The 18,540-nt window shown below is 35.9% G+C and carries 13 protein-coding genes; 5 read left to right on the top strand and 8 right to left on the bottom strand.

Features of this window, described 5'->3' with window-relative positions:
- Nucleotides 1-77: 77 nt before the first annotated feature.
- The 8 genes from RF007C_RS16405 to RF007C_RS06095 form a co-directional block, all read right to left on the bottom strand.
- Complete coding sequence (locus tag RF007C_RS16405; RefSeq protein ID WP_152537151.1) at nt 78-1,340, bottom strand: hypothetical protein; 1,263 nt, start codon at nt 1,338-1,340, stop codon at nt 78-80.
- 700 nt (nt 1,341-2,040) lie between these two features.
- Nucleotides 2,041-2,634, bottom strand: coding sequence for a hypothetical protein (locus RF007C_RS06120; protein WP_019679548.1), 594 nt, complete (start codon nt 2,632-2,634; stop codon nt 2,041-2,043).
- The gene (locus tag RF007C_RS17235) at nt 2,618-2,875 is read right to left on the bottom strand and encodes a hypothetical protein (protein WP_019679549.1); all 258 of its coding nucleotides are present in this window, start codon (nt 2,873-2,875) and stop codon (nt 2,618-2,620) included. Before RF007C_RS17235 ends, RF007C_RS06120 begins: the two co-directional genes overlap by 17 nt.
- A gap of 331 nt (nt 2,876-3,206) precedes the next feature.
- The gene (locus tag RF007C_RS06115) at nt 3,207-4,322 is read right to left on the bottom strand and encodes a S41 family peptidase (protein ID WP_161634878.1); all 1,116 of its coding nucleotides are present in this window, start codon (nt 4,320-4,322) and stop codon (nt 3,207-3,209) included.
- Nucleotides 4,323-5,098: 776 nt separating this feature from the next.
- A complete protein-coding gene (locus RF007C_RS06110; RefSeq protein ID WP_037298262.1) occupies nt 5,099-5,326 on the bottom strand; it encodes a hypothetical protein in 228 nt (75 codons plus the stop codon).
- A 323-nt stretch (nt 5,327-5,649) separates the two neighbouring features.
- Nucleotides 5,650-7,455, bottom strand: a complete 1,806-nt coding sequence (locus RF007C_RS06105; protein ID WP_037298260.1) for a leucine-rich repeat protein — start codon at nt 7,453-7,455, stop codon at nt 5,650-5,652.
- Nucleotides 7,456-7,746: 291 nt separating this feature from the next.
- Entirely contained in the window at nt 7,747-8,556 is an 810-nt protein-coding gene (locus RF007C_RS06100) for a DUF6765 family protein (protein ID WP_037298258.1), read from the bottom strand.
- A gap of 450 nt (nt 8,557-9,006) precedes the next feature.
- Entirely contained in the window at nt 9,007-9,204 is a 198-nt protein-coding gene (locus RF007C_RS06095) for a hypothetical protein (RefSeq protein ID WP_019679554.1), read from the bottom strand.
- Between the two features lie 488 nt (nt 9,205-9,692).
- Here RF007C_RS06095 and RF007C_RS06090 point away from each other — a divergent pair, with 488 nt between their 5' ends.
- From RF007C_RS06090 to RF007C_RS16400, 5 genes are all read left to right on the top strand, one after another.
- On the top strand, nt 9,693-13,919 hold the full coding sequence (locus RF007C_RS06090; protein ID WP_037298255.1) for a dockerin type I domain-containing protein: 4,227 nt from the start codon (nt 9,693-9,695) through the stop codon (nt 13,917-13,919).
- A gap of 527 nt (nt 13,920-14,446) precedes the next feature.
- On the top strand, nt 14,447-14,998 hold the full coding sequence (locus tag RF007C_RS06085) for an RNA polymerase sigma factor (RefSeq protein WP_037298254.1): 552 nt from the start codon (nt 14,447-14,449) through the stop codon (nt 14,996-14,998).
- Between the two features lie 16 nt (nt 14,999-15,014).
- Nucleotides 15,015-16,208, top strand: a complete 1,194-nt coding sequence (locus RF007C_RS06080) for a hypothetical protein (RefSeq protein ID WP_037298252.1) — start codon at nt 15,015-15,017, stop codon at nt 16,206-16,208.
- A gap of 1,172 nt (nt 16,209-17,380) precedes the next feature.
- Complete coding sequence (locus tag RF007C_RS06075) at nt 17,381-17,914, top strand: PglB (protein WP_242836274.1); 534 nt, start codon at nt 17,381-17,383, stop codon at nt 17,912-17,914.
- A 76-nt stretch (nt 17,915-17,990) separates the two neighbouring features.
- Nucleotides 17,991-18,494 (top strand): sugar transferase, encoded by a 504-nt coding sequence (locus RF007C_RS16400; protein WP_051456556.1) that lies wholly within the window; start codon nt 17,991-17,993, stop codon nt 18,492-18,494.
- Nucleotides 18,495-18,540: the final 46 nt, after the last annotated feature.

The raw sequence follows: 18,540 nt of genomic DNA, 5'->3' as shown, positions 1-18,540 counted from the left end.
ATGAACGATATGAAAAAAACAGCTCCGCAAGGGAGCTGTTGTTCTTATATATTATCAATTCCTTCAGTTAGCATATATCAGCGCTTTGCATTGCAGAAGGGGCATTTTTTATACTTTTCTGCAAATGAGCCACCGCAGTACTCACAGGTAACCATTCCGTCCTGGCTGTATGAAGTTCTCTCATTGGCAGCTGAAGGTACGCTGTCCATAGTCGGCATCTTATTGCTTCTTCGGTCATCGGGTATGAGCTGCTCGTACTGATTGATGAAGGTATGGAATTCAGCATCTCTTTCCTTTTTGTCAGCCTTGTAATCGGCAAAGGTGTAATTCTGTCCTGAGTCGATTATTCTTCTTCGGCGTTCCTCCTGCGGATCGTAAGGCTTCTTATCGGTACCTGCATATACATCTGAGATGTAAGGCCCGGCCATCGAACTTCTGCCGTATGCGTTGTCAGTGCCGCCGTAAATACCGCCCGTATCACCATTTGTACCGCTGTATGCACCTGCATCAGCCCCAAACGGAGCAGGAACTGCATCTCTGTATTTGACAGACTGGTACACTATAGTGGCCAAACGTAACAACGCCATTGCCAGAATAAACAGTGGAAAAAACAGATCCTCCAATGCTGGTTTCAAAGAGATCTCATTAGTAAGCTTGGCAAATGATTTTGTCAGCGCATCGTCAAAGCTCTCGTTATCGCTCAGATACGACTGGAAAGTATTATTGAAGCTGTTCGCTGCTGATACCGTAAGTACACTATCCGTCTTATCTCCTTGCATACCTTCCCAGTACCAGTATTCGCGTTTTGCCAGTTTTACGTTGGGCTGAGAATACATTATCAGCCAGTGCATCTCATCGTCAAACTCAGAAAGGTACCTGTTATAGGCATAATTTTCGAGAGAATAACTGTTTTCCATCCATTCCTCATTGTATATCGTGATGACCGACGGAGTTATTCCCGTTTTTGTCTGAAAAGCCTTCAGCTCCGAGATAATTCTGTCCTCATTGCTGATGACATTCGCTTCGTCCTTTATCACTATGTTGTGATCGCTGTATGAAGGTATGTGCGGTATGGCTCTGTAAAGAAGAAATGCGCCTATCAATATCAGCGGAATCAGCGTCAGGAACTTTGATACCTGAAATCCCGGCTTGAAATCAGTGCCTGCATAAAAATACCTTTGCATACCACGGTGAGAATAGGTATATCTCCGTGAATTACGGAACGGACGACTGCTGGTCCTTGTACTGTTATCCCTGTTATCCGAACTTCCGTGATATCCCCCGTGATGTCCACCGTGTGAACCTCCTCCATGGGAGCCTCCTCCAGATGAATGCGGCATAATTATCCCCCCTGTATCATGATTATACAGATATATTTTATAACATAAACGATCAAAAGTCAAGCCATACAACTGCAGTTCGGTATTGTTTATGAATATAAATGATTTCTCCGGACAAATTTGAATGAAAAAGAGCCCCTAGGATTACTCCACGGGGTTGCTTTATTCATTAGCTTTTTTATATTCTCAGCGTCTTGACAAAGCCTTTTCCATTACATCATGACATATGACATCATCGTTTGTTTCTACGCTAACCTTGCAGAGCTTATCCGTAACAGCCATATATGCTATATCCTCAGGCATAAGCTTTCCTGTCGGACACAATATCATATCCTCTGTCATGTCAAGATGAGTAACTGCTACCGAGAGCTTTCATATTCTGGACGTTGTGGCGGTGTGAAGAAAATACTCCCCGAAGTTGAGTGTTTATTGAAAATAGTATTTATTTACTTGTATTAACAGTTGCATCAAGTATTGCAAAGTATTAATATAATTATAGCTGTAATTAATAAAATTTTATTTCCGTTTTTTTGTGTGGTAGGATAAATACTATTTTTCATTTCTTAGTTTACATTCCTCTCTTCGGTGATTTTTAAATCAATCCATTGACAAATAAACCTATTTACAAGGATATAATAAGGGCAGTTTTTGAGCTGCTCTTATTAAGTATACCTATTTAATATTGTTCAGATAACCATTATTATGGTTCATCTACATATTTCGCTATTAATTCTTCTTTTTGTTTGAATTCATCAGTATTTTCAATCATTTTTAATGTAAGCCCGTATTTTTTTAAATATTCATAATCTTTTTCTTTGATTTTCTCTGCCATTTCAATGAATTCTTCATGATATATTTTATAAAGATATTCCGTGCATATTTCCATAATATAAATATCTGCTAAATAGTGACTTTTTAATTGTTCACCATATTTATCTTTAAAAAAAGATGGTGGTTCATTTACATCAGCACCAATCCAAAAGAAGCTGGTTTCATTTTTTAATTTACAAATATATATATCATCGATACTGTTTTTTAATCTGTAACAACGAAACAGTTTTGTATCACATATTGGTTTAAAATCGTTTTCATCTTCAAAATATGAAATGCTTAAACCAAAATCAGAGTTAACATCTTTTATATAATAAGAGTCAGTCCAACTATCAGATGATACTATAAATTCATCACCAAATTTAGTTTTTATTTTCGTATTATGTGTGAATGAACAACTTGTAATAAAAGCAATTAAACATGATAGTATTGATAATAATATGATCTTATTTTGTTTCTTCATTCAATTTCTCTCCTATTAATCTAACAAAAGCATTTTGAAGAGCTTTTAATTCATTGTCAGTAACTTTTGCTGGGGCAGGTAGTGAATAAACATCTTCTCCCAACATATCAGCTCCATAGATTGTCTCAATATAACTTTGTTTGTATTTTTGTTGAACATATGATAACTTGGCAGCAGATTCAGCAAAAGTATTAAGGATAAGATGCTTTACAGGATGATTACCTTTTGTATATTCTGACACAATTGAATTTGAATCATCATTCCATTAACTATTCTGTACCACAAAGCAGCACATATATTATAACATATCATACAGGCATAAATCAACGTATCTGCGTGAAATGATATTTTTGAGTGTGAAATGTATATTTTTATATAACTTTATAATAAGAGTCAAATCCAGACGTAACTTCAGTTGTTAATTTTGCATTAAAAGCAGACTTGATACTATAAAAAAGGAACTGTTGTGAAAACAGTTCCTTTTTATCAGTTTTATAAGGCATTATTATAAGTAAGTGCGCTGCGATAAAGCTTTTTGGCGTCATCGGTGCGTATTGTCCCTGAGCTTTTTATCAGGATATACCGTTATCTTCTTTATTTCTGCTTCTGCGTGATATGAAGATCAAAGCTCCGCCTGCAATTGTTATTATAGCTGCACAAGCAGCAGCGGCTGCTGTACCTGCGGAATTATTTCCTGTGCTTGGAAGAGTTCCATTTGCATTTGTAGTTGTGCTGCCTGATGTTGAAGCAGAAGATGACGATGTTGATGAAACAGTTGTTGTTTCAGAGGTTGTTGTCGACGATGAAGATGTAGTAGTTGTGGTGGTTGTTGTTGAAGTCGTTGTGGTAGTTGAAGTTGTAGTTGTAGTTACTGAAGGATCTGTCTCAGCCTTCTTGCCATAGAAATCACTGAAGAGAGAACTGAGTTTGCTGAAGTTATAGACCTCGGAATAGTCTTTTGTACCGTCATCGTTTATCTTTACGATATCATAATCAGGCTGAATACCGTTATCAATAGGAGTGCCGGCTTTATCGACGAATTTCTGACCTGTTGAAAGAGCGTACACCAGTCCGTCAGGTGTAACGTAACGGTTTGTTGCACAGGTACCGCCGCCGCTTTTTTCACCTACCAGCATTATTCCTGCATCCTTGGCGAGTGCAGGCATAAGATTAGCACATGAGAATGAGTAATTCGAGGTAATGATACCGAAATTAAGGTCAAGCTTCATAGCCTTATCCTTTTCATCATATGACTTGTCAAGATTCTTGTCTACTAAATACTGTTCTGTAACAGACTTATCGCCGTTTCCTAAAATAATAGTGATATTGTCAAGATCACTTATGATTCCCATCATATATTCCAATACAGCTGCTGAACCGCCGAAGTTTGCACCAAGATCAATAACGAAGTTCTTTATTGCAGGATCTGCATTTGCTTTAGTAACGCAGTTATAGAATTCAGTGATGAGATCCTGAGGCATTTCTCCGTTTTCATAATAATATGAGCTCCATTTATCTGATTCATCATTGAACATTAAAAATGAGAAAACAGCTGTATCGCCTTTTACGGCATATATTGAGTTATTAAATTCTTCATATGTATCAGCTGTTTCACACATTTTAATTAATGCTGTATATGCAGAATTACCGCTGTATTCTGAGTTTGCATTTATTGCTCTGTAATTCATTGCATCTTTCAGTCCGCTTATGGAGGCAAATACTTCAGCAACTTTAGCAGTAAAATCTGATTCTTCACTGATCATAGTACCATAAAAAAAAGTATGTCCGCCGTCCCAGAAATAATTGTTCAGGAGTTCGTAGCCTGCACAGTATTCATGTGCATCTTCGGAAAGAAGCAGCTCTTTTATCTTTTTTGTGCTGTCACTTGAGTTGAGAGCATTGTGTCAAAATTGGTCTCAGCAAGAAGATCATTGTATATAAATCTTCCCGGGAAACCATAGGTCCTATCAAAATTAAAACATAACTCGTTGTAGTTATACTCGACCATATCCTTTGGACGCCCGTTTTGGTATTTTTCAATAAACGCTTCTTTATGCGCTGCAGAATTACCAATAGCAGTTCTCGAATATTTAATATCGAGAATACTGTTGAAGAAATACAGGTTATCATCAATTAAAGCGCCCTGATTTAAATTAAAATCATAAAAATCACATAATGTTGCTACAGGCCACCAGATATCGTTATCATCTCCGCGAAGGTCTATCTTATAATCTGAGAAATCTGTAGTATAACTTTCCTTTTCATTTGGTTCCGAAATACTCTTGACGTATGTATAGAGATTTGAAGTATTGCTTTCGATTACATACTGAGGATAACAAAATCCTCCAATGTCATCTGAAGATACTGTATCCTTATTTACGTCTATTATACCTGTTGCACCAATGGGGACTGTGACCTCATATGTTCCATTATTCTTGTTTGTTATCTGAAGCTCCTGACTTGTTCAACAGCTGTAATAATCTGAGAGCTTTATGTATGGGACATTTGGCATATCGTTGTAATAACGGCATTCGATGTCCCTTAAATTGTCCTCTGAATAGAGATGTGCTGTGATCTGTCCTGTTCTGTACTCAGCGGCATCTGCTGCAAAAGCGTTCATGGCTGTAAATGCGCCTGAGCTTATCAGCCAAGAAAGAGCACTTATTCCTGCGATAGTTTTTTTGATGTTCATGATAATTCTCCTCGATAATTTTTTATCAGGTAGGTACAAAAAACAAAGCATTTTCCTCTGTTGAAAAAAACGCTTATTTCGTTTATAAGTCCTGAACCCCATAATATTATAACATATTTTATATCATAAGTCAATAGTTTAACATATTGATAGCTGTAATAAAGATTTTTTTAAACTAACGTAAGCATCAAACGATATATGCATAATAGAGGCTAAGCCAGTTCATAAGTCGTACCACTAGGGCTTAACTGAACAGCAGATATAAAACAAGACAGCCTGTAAATACAGGCTGCCTTTTCTCTTTAACTATTGAAATTACTGACTTATGGGAATATAACCTTATCAAATGATGTGGAAGTTTTATTCACAAGCGATATGCCGTTCAGATTCTTAATCCTGTATTTTCCTGCAAATAAAGTCATTTTACCATCCTTGAAAAGCTTCTTGTCAGAATCATTCAGGTACAAAATTCCCTGAACAGATGTGGTATTCGGTAAGTAAAGCTTTGAATGGCAGGCTACGTCAAAAATACCCTCATCTGTTCCAAGGAGGATAGAATATTTCAGATTATTCTTGATCTCTACTACCTCAAGACTTGTGCATCCTTTGAAGGTATTATTCTCTATTCTTTTCAGATTGCAGTTACCACTGCCATCGCCATCTGTTCTGAAACTGAGCATATGATTACAGTTGGCAAAGGCTTCTTCTCCTATGGTACTTAGGCTGTATGGCGCAATAAAATCGCGCAAGGACGGACAGTTCATAAATGCATAGTTCCCTATAGAAGTTAATGATGTTGCATCGCTGAAAGAAACCTGTTTTAATTTGCTGTACGCAAAGGCATATTCATCAATTTTCTGAAGTTTTGATCCTGTAGGGATATTGATATTCATAATTTCACAGGAATATAATGCTTTTTTTCCTATCTTTGTGACAGTAGCAGGGATCGATAGTGTTTGTATTTTATTTATATAATCTGTCATTGGTGCTTTTTCGCTGTCAACTCCGATTTCTGTTACTGTATATGAATTACCTGTTGCGCTGTCTTTTACCGTAGGCGGAACTTCTATAATAGTCTGTGTTCTGTTCATAGTTCCAACAAATGTTGCTGTATTTGAACTTGTCTTCTTATAGAATAAGCCATTGTCACAGAAAGAATCCTTATAAGAACATGAAACCCAATCTGATACTACGCTTCTGCCTTGATTATAATAATGAGGACTATAATTCATTCCATATAACAAATCATAATAATCGTTTGTATCAACCTTACCATCATGTGAAACATCATACATAGCTAATGGACAATCACAGTATGTTGATCCATTTTTCATAATGGTATTCTTAAAAATATTTGCATCTTTGTAGTTTGCAATACCATCAAGATTAATATCGCCTTCCATCATAGGACGTTCAAAATATGTTGCATAACAGCGGATGTATGTAAGATCAATTTTTTCGTTTCTGGGGCCGTATGTTGTAGAATCCCATTCAATAGCGCAAGTATCGTGAGCATTGCTTTGCGCTATATTTATTTTCTGATAATTTGATGACACATCACTCAAGAATATAGAATGTCCGGGAAAACGCTCTGGATCTGATTCATTTTTATCAAAGCGTACTAAATCTCCCGGCTGCGGATAATATAGCATTTTAGTTCCGTCAGGAAGAGAGTATATTCCATTCGTAAGATTATAACGTACCATATTCTTAGTACCGAAAACATCATATTGAAGCTTCCTTGCGAATGCCATACAGCAATTGTATTTTTGCACTATAGTATAGTCACCTGAACCAGATGCTAATGTCGCTGTTTTGTCATAACTAGAACTGTCATAAACATACTCCTGATCCATGAAGTTACAATTATCCATGTTATTTTTCTGATGATTGCATGCGGTAGTAGTATATGACTCCAGATTACCTCCGTTCCAGTAGCACTGTTTTCCATTTACAGTCTGCGGATATTTCTGTTTTTCTGCATTGATGATAGAGCTCCAGTTGTTTTTGAATTCCTGAACCGAATAATCATTGTTTCCGGCATAAGCAGAAATACCGACCACAAATGTGCTTCCCGCAGTTATTGCTGCTGACATTGCGACAGCTGCAAGTTTCTTAAATATCTTCATCCTTTGCACCTTCACTTTCAAAATAGATTTTTGTGACTATATAAATAATCAACAAAAATTATATCATGGTATATGTTTTCTGTCAATATGGGACAGGAATGGTATAAAAACAAGCGATTGATGGAAACTTGTCAAAATAATAAGTTCGCAAATTCTTATTCTAGATCATTTGTAAGCCTTGATTTTGAGGCGAGGGGAGTGTATATCTATATTGATGACCTATTATGAAAAAACGCCCTGAAGTAATCAAATGATTATTACAGGACGTTTAAATTATATTACTAAAAAATATTATGAACGGGGTTTTGCACCATAAAGGTCTATCAATACCTCTTCGGCACATACGTTGAATAAATAAAAGTCATCGCTTGCATGTGTAGAAGATAAAGGTCTAAGTTCTTCGGGCACTTCTTCAAGAGCTGCAGAAATATCATCTTCAGTATTCTCAAAAACAATAGATTGAAGAACGAATCCTTTCTTTATTTCTTCACTGCTGTAATAATACCTTTCACCAGTAGAGGACCATTTGGGAATTAATATTCTAACCATCTCTTTTGTATCCGAACATTTTGATATATCAGTCAGGAAGCAGTCTTGGAGTTTAGCTGAGCAACTATTCCAACCACTGTCAGATATCATATCAAGTTCGCGACACGAAAGCAAGTAATTCAGAATCTGTTTACTTCGATCGATGAATTTATCAGTATTATTACATACGTACTGATCTACCCGGTCTTTAGCATCGGTATACTCCATTGTAAATGTCAGATGTGTGTAATCAGGTATATGTGCAATCATCATATGTCCTACAGGATGTATGCCAACAAAGTACGACTTTAGTTTCTCCAAAGATTTGACTATATTACCTCTATATTTGGAAGTTTCATCCATACCGGTATGGTTATTAATGACTTTAATAAGCTTAACATTGTTTACGTCAGATTTAAACCCCGAAAACATCTGATGTGCGGTAGTATCTGCAAAAATGTGCAGTAATATACCTATTTTCATGAGAGATTTTCTTTTATAATTGCGAGCATTACCATATGGGGATGCCTCACCTATCAATGCTTTTTTATATTCTTCACGAGCATTAGACATCCCCTTCAGTTTTGAGGAGCGTTACTGTCATCATATAATCCCATTAAGTTAAGGTGGTACTGACAGATTTGATAATCTGGTTATCATCCATAAGGATATTCATACTCTGATTCATGCTGGGGATGCATATGAAATACTAGAAATCTTATCACAAATAGGATTTACGAAGTCCCAGCTCAAGAAGTTCAATAAACTTCGTAAAGCAGCAGGATATACGACTATATAACATATATATCTTACATTAGTATTCGCTCCTGTATGAAATATAGCGTTCTTATGTAGGCTGGCTATTTAGCTATTATTTTTACTTTTTCTGGAATCTGGGGATTATATCTCTTAAAACAATATCTAAATATTTTGCGCGCGTAAAATATTGTTTTTAGTAGTGAAAAATAATCCCCCAGCTTTTCCAGAAAGTTATAAAAATACTACAATATAGTCTATTATTACTTAGATCGTCTCATATACGATTCCATCAATGGTAAGTTCAACAACTCCATTTTTTCTCGTATTAATGCTTATATCGTGGTTCCTAAGCTGCTTAACCTGAGAGAGAAGTTCCTCAAGCTTTTCTATAGATACTGTGTTATTATCATTCTTTGCATCTGTTGCAGCATTTACATTGCTTCTGTGAATAAGTCTATACATAATTTTCACCTCCCTATTTTATTATAAAATCATCATTCTAAGTCAGAACGAGCTAATTTTATATGTTATCTATAAAGTTTAAAGATTACAGATAAAATCAACTTAGATTTCTACCAATATATAAGGTTTCTCGTCTGAAAGTTTTCAACATATCATTCTTAACCATATAACTAACGTTTTTTTATGGTTATACTTGAGATCTTTGATTATTGGAAAGCTTCTTTTTTCACTTCTTTTCATAGCTTTTAATTTCAACTATGACATATTTATGACACTTTAGCATTTGGTTAAATAAATATGCGTTCCCTCAAAATAAAGAAACGTATATTTATAGCCATTTTTCTTGGTGGAGCATAGGGGATTCGAAGAGACCTAAAGCACTATTTGTTATCAAAGATAATGATAGTTTTTTATAGCAATCAATGATTTGACAAAAAGGAATGAGAGATATATAATAAAACATATTGGCTGATTAATAGGAGGAATCTATGAAAATTAAAAAAATAATAGCCGCTGCTTTAGCACTTACAATAGTGGACGGTTCATTTAACTGTATTCAGAAGTGTTCTTTTGATACTTCGGTTATAGCAAACGCTGCGGAAACTACTACAACTCAGAAAGCTTCTACAACAACTGTCACTACAACTTCAAGTAAAAGCACTACTACTGCACCTGTATCAAAAAATACCTCAACAACAAGTGCTTCAACATCTGTTTTATCAACTTCTACTACATTATCAATAACACCTGTTGATTATACTCTTGGTGACGTAAATAATGATGGTATGATAGATGCAGTTGATGCATCCGTTGTTCTTGCGTATTATGCTCGTATTTCCACTAATCATGACGGTGGTTTCACGGAATTGCAGAAGCTTGCAGCAGATTTTAATCATGATGGAAAGGTAGATGCTGTTGACGCTTCAAACATTCTTTCATACTATACTTATATATCAACCAGTTCCGAAAAAGGAAACGGTTCTCCTTCCGATAATACCGATGACAACAGTAAATCCGAAGCAGAAGATATCAGTATCAGTTTTGATATGACAGGCTTTGGAAAGAACGATCTGGATATGTACGCCGTATCTGAATCAGTAACTGAGCTTAAAGGCTCTTTAACAGGCAAGGACAGGATATCAAAGCTTGAGTATACGATAAAGAATGCAGATGAAAAAAACGTTTCTTCCGGAAATATCAAGATAGATGATACCTGGAGCATTTTTGATTTCGGTCTTGATATAGGAAGTAACACAGTTACTGTAACAGCAACTGATAATAAGGGCAAAAAGATCTCAAACAGCATCATCATTATTAATGCTAATATGGACAACCTATCCAGAACAGACGCTGATCTCAGAGATACTGACAGTGATGGGCTGAATAATTATTTTGAAGAAAAATTAGGAACTGATCCTGAGAAAGCAGATACAGACGGTGATGGACTGACCGATTATGAGGAGCTTATTTTGGTTGGTTCAGATCCTTTATCGGTCGATACTGATGAAAATGGCATTACCGATGATACCGAAGATCCTGACGAGGACGGACTCTGCAATTTAAAAGAAGTTAAACTCGGTACATATACATATATGTCTGATTCTGACAATGACGGTATCAGTGATGGTGATGAAGTCTTAAAATATAATACTGATCCTCTCAGATATGATACCGACGAAGACGGTCTGAATGATCTTGCAGATATAAACATGGGATTTGATCCTAATAAAGCTGATACAGACAGTAATGGTGTGCCTGATTCAGAGGAGATCATTCAGCAGGAAATAACCTTAAGCCTGGAAGAACCTGAGATAGAAGGTCTGCTCTCTGTAAATATTGATACAGAAACAAACGGAGATATAAACAGCAATACGTTCCTTCTTAATGTTTATGACATTGATTCGTTAGCATCTTCTGCACCGGGACTCATAGGTGTTCCTGTAGATATTTATTTTGGTTCAGACTTTGAAAATGCAAAGGTAACATTCAGATATGATGAAGCTGCTCTTGGCGACACCGACGAAAATGATCTTGGAATTATCTGGCATGACACTGAAAACGATCAGCTGGTTTTACTGGATAACACCGTAGTTGATACGAAAAACAATACAGTTACATATGACACCACACATTTCTCAACATATGCGGTGGTAGATAAGAAAAGGTTTAGTGTTCAACAAATAGAATCTTATATTTCTCAGCATATGTTGACCGGTATAAATAGGCATTTCGATATATACACGGATTATTTCCCTAAAAGTGCCGATTCAACAAAGTATAATAATGCAGTTGCTTTTTGTGACAGGATACTTGAGTTATGGGACAATAAAGATTATCTGATATTTCATCATAGAAAAGGCGGAAGCGGCGGATATAAAAGGAACTTCAGCGATGGTGTACTGAATGAGCACTGTCGTAAAATGATATCGGGAGAGTACGGAACTGAAAGATATGATCCTTACACTTATCTTATAACATTGGGCCTGAACGCCGAAGATGATAAGAACAGCTCTGTGCTGAATACCACAGTAATCATGACAGACGGCACAAATGCCGAGCATTATTCCTATGTAGATAATTATGTAAAGCTTATTGATCAGGCACATAACAGCGTATATGTTATTGATTTCGGAAAAAACTATGATTCAGATATGGCAAAAACCCTCTCATTGTGTGGAGGAAGATACATAAAGGTCAATGATGCAGCCGGGGCTTTATTAGCTGCACATGATGTAATGAACGATACGTATTTATCATATTATGGCTCACCTGATAATAACGGAAATCCGCAAAACAAAGCATCCGGATCAAAGTACATATTTGTAGATGGAAAAGAGAATCCCAACGGGGAAACAAATAACGAAAGAATGGAGTACATTCCATATTCCACTAAGTTCTATAACGATAAATATACAAAAGAAATACAATTAGGATTTTTTCATACTGATAAAAATGTTTATGGCAGTGCCGGAGTACATGGTTCATACAAAGATATATTTGATGCTTTTTCGGATAAGGCGCAAAGAAAAAAAGATTATATTATGCAAGATACTATAATCTATTCTGCAATATGCGCTTCAACTCTTTTTGATTACCATGCTCATGATGTGTTTTATAGTTATTATACAGGAATAGGTGGAGATTCACAAGGCATTGAGCAATGGTCTTCTCGAAAACTCGTTCCTGCATATAAATATTTTATAGACAGTCAAGGCCTTTATAATCAGTATGGAAAAAATTATATAACTAATATTGCAGAAGCCAAAAAAGCTGTCGAGGATAAAATTAATTCAGGCTACGATGAAGCATACATAGCCAATAGCAGAGAACATCCACTGCCTGGCGGCGAATTCTGCCACTGTACTTTTGATAATCGTGTAGATATTTTGGTAAATGGAGTAAGCATTGCATTAAATCTTGCTGCGTTCGGAACATTCAATGCTGCAGACGCAGGTAATGTTGTACATTATACATATGATAAAAGTACAAACAAGATCACTATGACATGCAAGTATTATATCATAGATTATTATGACTATGAAAAATACGATTATTTAAGAGAGCAAGATGCAGCCGGTGTAGCTAAAAGCTTTGAGCTTTTTGGAGTTTATGAAGCCACTTATACTTGGACTAAAGGAAAAGATGATGTTACAGGCGGAATAAATTTTCCGGATACTAATACAAATGATACAGACGGAGAAAGTAAAAACAATAATAACAGTGATGACGATCACAACGATGATTTTGACTATTTTGCATCAGAAAAGTATTTTGAGGATTTAATTGAAAGAACCAAAAATCAGGTAAATCCTTTTGATGATGTAAAAGTCCCATTTAAGAAATATTGCAAACAATTAGCTGATAATATGATGGAAGATTTTGAAAAGTATGAAAACAAATTTGATATGAATACTATTCCAGATGATCGATGGGAAGCTTTTGTCGAAACATTTGTTTTTTGCGTTAAAGAATATGGAGAAATTACACAGGAGATGCATTATTTCAGAAATAAGCTGAATCGAGCACCAGCAACTTTAGATGACCTTATAGCTGAAAAAGGCGAATGGGAACTGTTGTCGCCTTTCACGTCAATGTATCATATGAATAATACCGATTTCTCACCAAGAGGCGAATATAACGTAAAGTTTATATCAACTAATGGACATTATGAAGCGGTATATAATAAAGAGGGTATCCTTCTTACGGAATATAATGATCCTGATAATATGGGAACTTTTAATTATACAAGTCCAAATTCAATCATAGATTTTACATCACATCAAAAATATGATGTAAAACCTTATAATAATTGGGGGAATGTTGAGGGTGGAACTGTTACATCAACATCTGAGGGGTTAGTTTGTGTAAATCGATACGAAGCAAATCTTGATGCTCGAGAGTATAGAAGGGGCGTTGAAATGTTGTTAGAAGGAAATGCTGCTGGTGAAAAGATAGTAAAAGCAAATTATGCCGGTGCATATCGAGTAACAGGTAATTTCAACTATCCAGTTGATTATTCTATGCGGGATAACGAACTTAAATTTCCTGAACTTAATGTAGGAGATGTAGCCAATTACAGTGTTAGTAAGGATACGGTGATTGTTCTTGATGACCGCGGCTTCTGCACTCAGGGTTATGATAATGATACGAAATTCAATTTCGTGAATTTCTATTTTGTTCCATTCATAGACGTATATCTTAAAAAGAAAAATTGATCAACCAAGCAGTAACTGCCAACCATTAAATATTATTATCATCAATGATCACCCTGCACTTTGCATTTGTGCAGGGTGATTTCTTATCAGGGTAATGTCCCTGACAAGTATTATTGATAGAAGAGACCTAAAACACTTTTGTGATTTATGTATTTTAAAGTAATCGCCTGTATTAGTCATTTCAGAACAATTCATTTTTAGTGATTGGGGGTAGCTTTTTTCCACATTGTGATATAAATAAGGGACAATGATACTAGCGCAGTGTACCTTTCCATAAATATGAGCATATTCATTAATGTGGAGGATATTTCTGATTTGAAAATCAGGATCGTCTGTGATATAATAATACAGCAAATGTATAGTGAAGTACGGTAAAAGAGATTTCAAAAAGTTTTTTTGAAAAAAATGTGTAACAGTTTCAGTACTTGTGGTGTGTGTATAAGTGAAAGCAGATCTGTTTAGAGAATGTCAGTATATTCAATGCAGTTATACTGAACAGACTCAAAAATGATGAAAGGAGTCAACGCATGAGTGAAAGCGAAATAAATGAAAAGCTGAAGTATTCGCCAAATGATGGCCAGCGTGCTTTATTTGACCAATACTACAACTACGTATATGCGATTGCGTTGCGTATTCTTCGCGGAACTGTACCTATGAGCGATATAGAAGAATGTGTCATCGACACATTTGCTAATATTATGCTGAACTATGATCCTGACAAAGGAGGCTCACTGAAAGCATACATCGGAACTGTGGCGAAAAGAAATTCAATAAATATGTTTAGAAAAGCTAATGGAAAAGCATATAATAATATCTCTATTGACAGCGATGATTTCGGTGAGGTAGTTTCCGGTACGGATGTAGAACAGGCTGCTGAAAATACGTTAGTTTCCGAAGCAATTATAAACGCAATAAAGGCACTCGGCGAACCTGACTCCATAATCATAATACAAAAATACTTCTACGACAGAAAGTCGTCAGAGATTGGAAAAATAGTGGGGCTTTCGTCAACTGCGGTACGTGCCAGAATAAGCCGCGCAATGAAAAAACTAAAAAATGATCTTGCAGACTTTTGTTGATAAGGAGTGAAAAAGTATGAAAAGTAAAAGGAGAATAATAAATATGCTCAGAAATCCAGATGAAAATACTTTAGAAAGACTGTCTTCGGAATATCCTCAGGCAGAACCGGATCACAAGAATAAAATGTATGAAAAAGTAAAAGACCGTATGAGCAGCAATGACAATGTATTCACCGATGAAGTCCGTGGTGTTGAAAAATACACACGTCGTCAGCTGTGGAAAAGAGTTCCTGCTGCTGTCATGAGTATTGCTCTTGTAGGCGGAGCTGTCGGCGGTGGTTTTATTATGCTGAAAAACAACAGCCGTATAACGCCGTCAACTGAAGTATCTGAAGAAACATCTACTGAAATAACCGAAGAAACAACTACCATAAATGACAATGAAACTACGGCGAATAGTGTAATCGATGAAACCAATGCTGAACAGAGTATTGATCAGTCTGACGTAACCAAGGAGCTGATATTCTCAATATGTGAAAACTGCATGACAAAGAATTTTGATAAAATATCATATTCTTATGAATATCGATCTTATTATGAAACCGGTTATCATGATGAAGAAAACACTGGAATTTACGTCGATAATACTCAGGATACAGCAATACGAAAAGTAAATGGCGGATATTATCGTGGCGATGGCAGTGTAGTGTACAATAGTAATTATATCGAATATTTCCATCATAATGATGCGGCTGGGATTAGCGAGCCTGATACCAATGAATTAGGCAACAAAAAAGAATTCTATACCTTCCAAAATGAAGAACTGAACTTTAAAATCTGTGATTTTAAAGTTGATGGAAAGAATCTCCTTGAAAATCTTGATAACTGGGATATTACAGGTTTTGAAGAGTATCTTGGAAGAAAATGTGCAGTTATAAACGGAACAACAGATATTAAGATCCCATATGAAAGTATTTCTGATGAAGAAGAAAACTTTGATATATGCACGTGTGAATTTACAATTATGATCGATTATGAAACAGGTATATGGATGAAGAGTGACATTAAAGAAAAAAATTATGGTTCCGCGCATTATACATTCACAATTACCGATATAGCTTTAGAAGATGATGCAAAACCACTACCTATGTCAAAGGATGAGTTCAAACAAGCTGCACTTAATGACTGTGTTAAACGTGTATGTGTCGAAAACGAACAGACCTGTACAATCGAAGCAGTTAATGAATCTGATCTCGCCTTTCTTGATTAAACGTAAAAGGTAAGCGACTATAAATATAGACCAGCGATGATAAAAACAGCCAGTTCACATGAATTGGCTGTTTTTTATGCATGGAATAGTTTCTTTCGGCTGATGTCCCAAAAAGCTTAATACTTCAAAGTGAATAAAGGTAATGATAGTACCATTTTGCGATATGCACTGTCACCGCAATTTTTGAAAAGTTCGAATTTTAGACGTATACAAGGACGGTTAGAAATATAAATTTTATTATGACCTGTGTTTAGTTCGGGGTACTATAAAACACCTTTGTTAATTTTGTACAATAAATCTATTTTTTATACCTTTTCTAATATTTGGAAATGTAACTCTTGTCTAAAATTTAATTATTAAAAATAATTTATGATTTACATAATGTAATAATTAAATGACGTAATACAGAGCGAAAAAGATCGATAAAATAATATATAAAACGAGGAGAAAAATAAGCATCCATTTGTAAATAGCAAACAATATTGATTTCCATATATTGACATAAAGTATTATTATATGATATAATTTAGCATATTAAAAAGCATTATCTTGAGAATTAAGCTGCTGATTTCCGGATCAGAACAATGCGCAATAAATGCATTGTTTTTGCAACACAGAAAAATAATGAAATCAGCATTCGTAGTTCATATGGAGACCATAAAACACATAGCTTTCCATTTTATTTGGAGTGCTTGACTTTGGTTGTGGGGGCAATCAGCGAAAAGCACAAGTTTCGCATCGATAATCAGTTTATTAGAACTAATTAATGCTTTTTAGGGGTGTTCGTATGAGAAATTTGCTTATTTTGAAAGCAAGTCATAAGGAAATGACTACGTCTGGAAATAAAATTAAAGGTTTCAGAAGATGGGATTTCTGCGCTTATACGGGCGAATACTATTCTGAAGCCGGAATAGGGAAATATGCAGGTGCTTTGTGCCTGCTTTTGTTTTTTTAAGGCTATATTGATAGCTATTGATATGAGTTTGTTAATCTCCAAATTGGCGGTCTAAGGGGAACATGACCGCAACGAACATGGTTTCTCATTTTACATATACGTATTACTGATATACAAGATGTCGTTTCAGTATTAATTCGTTTCAAATGATCAGTCTTTCCGAAGAATGATCATCATAATATAATTTTTCTCATTTCTTAAAAAGGGAGGTATATGTATGCAAAACTTGCTTATTTTAGGCGCTGGACAGTACGGAATGGTGGCTAAGGAAATTGCCGAGTCAATGAGGAAATATGATCATATCGATTTTCTCGATGATAACAATCCGATTGCAGTAGGGAAGTTGGGGGACTTTGAAAAATTAAGCAATGTTTACGATTCTGCGGTTGTAGCTATAGGCAATTCGGATTTCCGATTAAAGCTCATCGAAGAACTTCGTAATGTGGGGTACAATATACCGTGTTTGATTCACGAACGTGCATATGTTTCGCCGTCTGCTAAGATCGGTATGGGGGCATTTATTGAGCCTTTTGCTGTCGTGCATACGGAAGTAGTAGTTGAAACCGGATGCATTATTTCCGCAGGAGTGATATTGAATCACAATAGTACGATTCATAAAGGATGTCATATAAACTGTGGATCCGTTGTAAAGGCAAGGGCAGAAATAGATGCTAAAACACGAACAGGGTATAACGAGATATGTGATACCGAAGTCAAGGAAGTTAAGCAGCCGTTGCCAGTTGCCGTGTGAGTCAAATTTTGTGTAGAACATTAAGGTTGTTGCAAAATTTAGGGTGTGAAGATTATATAAGGTGAGGTAAGAGATTATGGAAGATAAGACTAAGAGAAATATAAAAACAGCTGTAAAAGTTACAGGTTTAGCTTTAGGTGCTACATATCTGGTTATGCGACATATTGCAAAGAAGCAGTATCCAAAGTCAGTTTATGCTGATCAGCCGGAAGAGCAGAACCCAATGCAGGGGCGTAAGGTGGTATTCAAGGAGGATACCAATGATCCTGTGAACGCTGATGGAAAGCAGGGACATCTTGAAGCTATTGCGAACAGTACACATATTCCGACGTTCTATGAGAAATACGTCAAGCGAGGCTTTGATATTGGTCTTTCGTTCTGTGGACTTGTAGTCCTGGCTCCCGTGTATGTGGCTACGGCTATAGCTATCAAAAAGGACGACCAGGGGCCTGTATTCTTCCGCCAGAAGCGTGTTGCTCAGAATAAGGGTTACTTTGAACTGCTAAAGTTCCGCAGCATGAGCGTGAATACTCCTAACCTCTTATTTATAAAAGGTGAAAAGATGGCGAAAACAGCGTAAAATCGGGGAAAATGTACATTAAAAACCACCATAGTTTCGTTACATT

Source organism: Ruminococcus flavefaciens 007c (genome assembly GCF_000571935.1).
Taxonomy (GTDB): Bacteria; Bacillota; Clostridia; order Oscillospirales; family Ruminococcaceae; genus Ruminococcus; species Ruminococcus flavefaciens_F.
Note: the sequence above shows the minus strand (reverse complement) of the source record. Positions and strands in the feature narration are given on the sequence as shown.

Coding starts and splice junctions, on each gene's coding strand:
- RF007C_RS16405 (WP_152537151.1), bottom strand. CDS start 1,340: ATGCCGCATTCATCTGGAGGAGGCTCCCATGGAGGAGGTTCACACGGT.
- RF007C_RS06120 (WP_019679548.1), bottom strand. CDS start 2,634: ATGAAGAAACAAAATAAGATCATATTATTATCAATACTATCATGTTTA.
- RF007C_RS06115 (WP_161634878.1), bottom strand. CDS start 4,322: ATGAATTACAGAGCAATAAATGCAAACTCAGAATACAGCGGTAATTCT.
- RF007C_RS06110 (WP_037298262.1), bottom strand. CDS start 5,326: ATGAACATCAAAAAAACTATCGCAGGAATAAGTGCTCTTTCTTGGCTG.
- RF007C_RS06105 (WP_037298260.1), bottom strand. CDS start 7,455: ATGAAGATATTTAAGAAACTTGCAGCTGTCGCAATGTCAGCAGCAATA.
- RF007C_RS06100 (WP_037298258.1), bottom strand. CDS start 8,556: ATGTCTAATGCTCGTGAAGAATATAAAAAAGCATTGATAGGTGAGGCA.
- RF007C_RS06095 (WP_019679554.1), bottom strand. CDS start 9,204: ATGTATAGACTTATTCACAGAAGCAATGTAAATGCTGCAACAGATGCA.
- RF007C_RS06090 (WP_037298255.1), top strand. CDS start 9,693: ATGAAAATTAAAAAAATAATAGCCGCTGCTTTAGCACTTACAATAGTG.
- RF007C_RS06085 (WP_037298254.1), top strand. CDS start 14,447: ATGAGTGAAAGCGAAATAAATGAAAAGCTGAAGTATTCGCCAAATGAT.
- RF007C_RS06080 (WP_037298252.1), top strand. CDS start 15,015: ATGAAAAGTAAAAGGAGAATAATAAATATGCTCAGAAATCCAGATGAA.
- RF007C_RS06075 (WP_242836274.1), top strand. CDS start 17,381: ATGCAAAACTTGCTTATTTTAGGCGCTGGACAGTACGGAATGGTGGCT.
- RF007C_RS16400 (WP_051456556.1), top strand. CDS start 17,991: ATGGAAGATAAGACTAAGAGAAATATAAAAACAGCTGTAAAAGTTACA.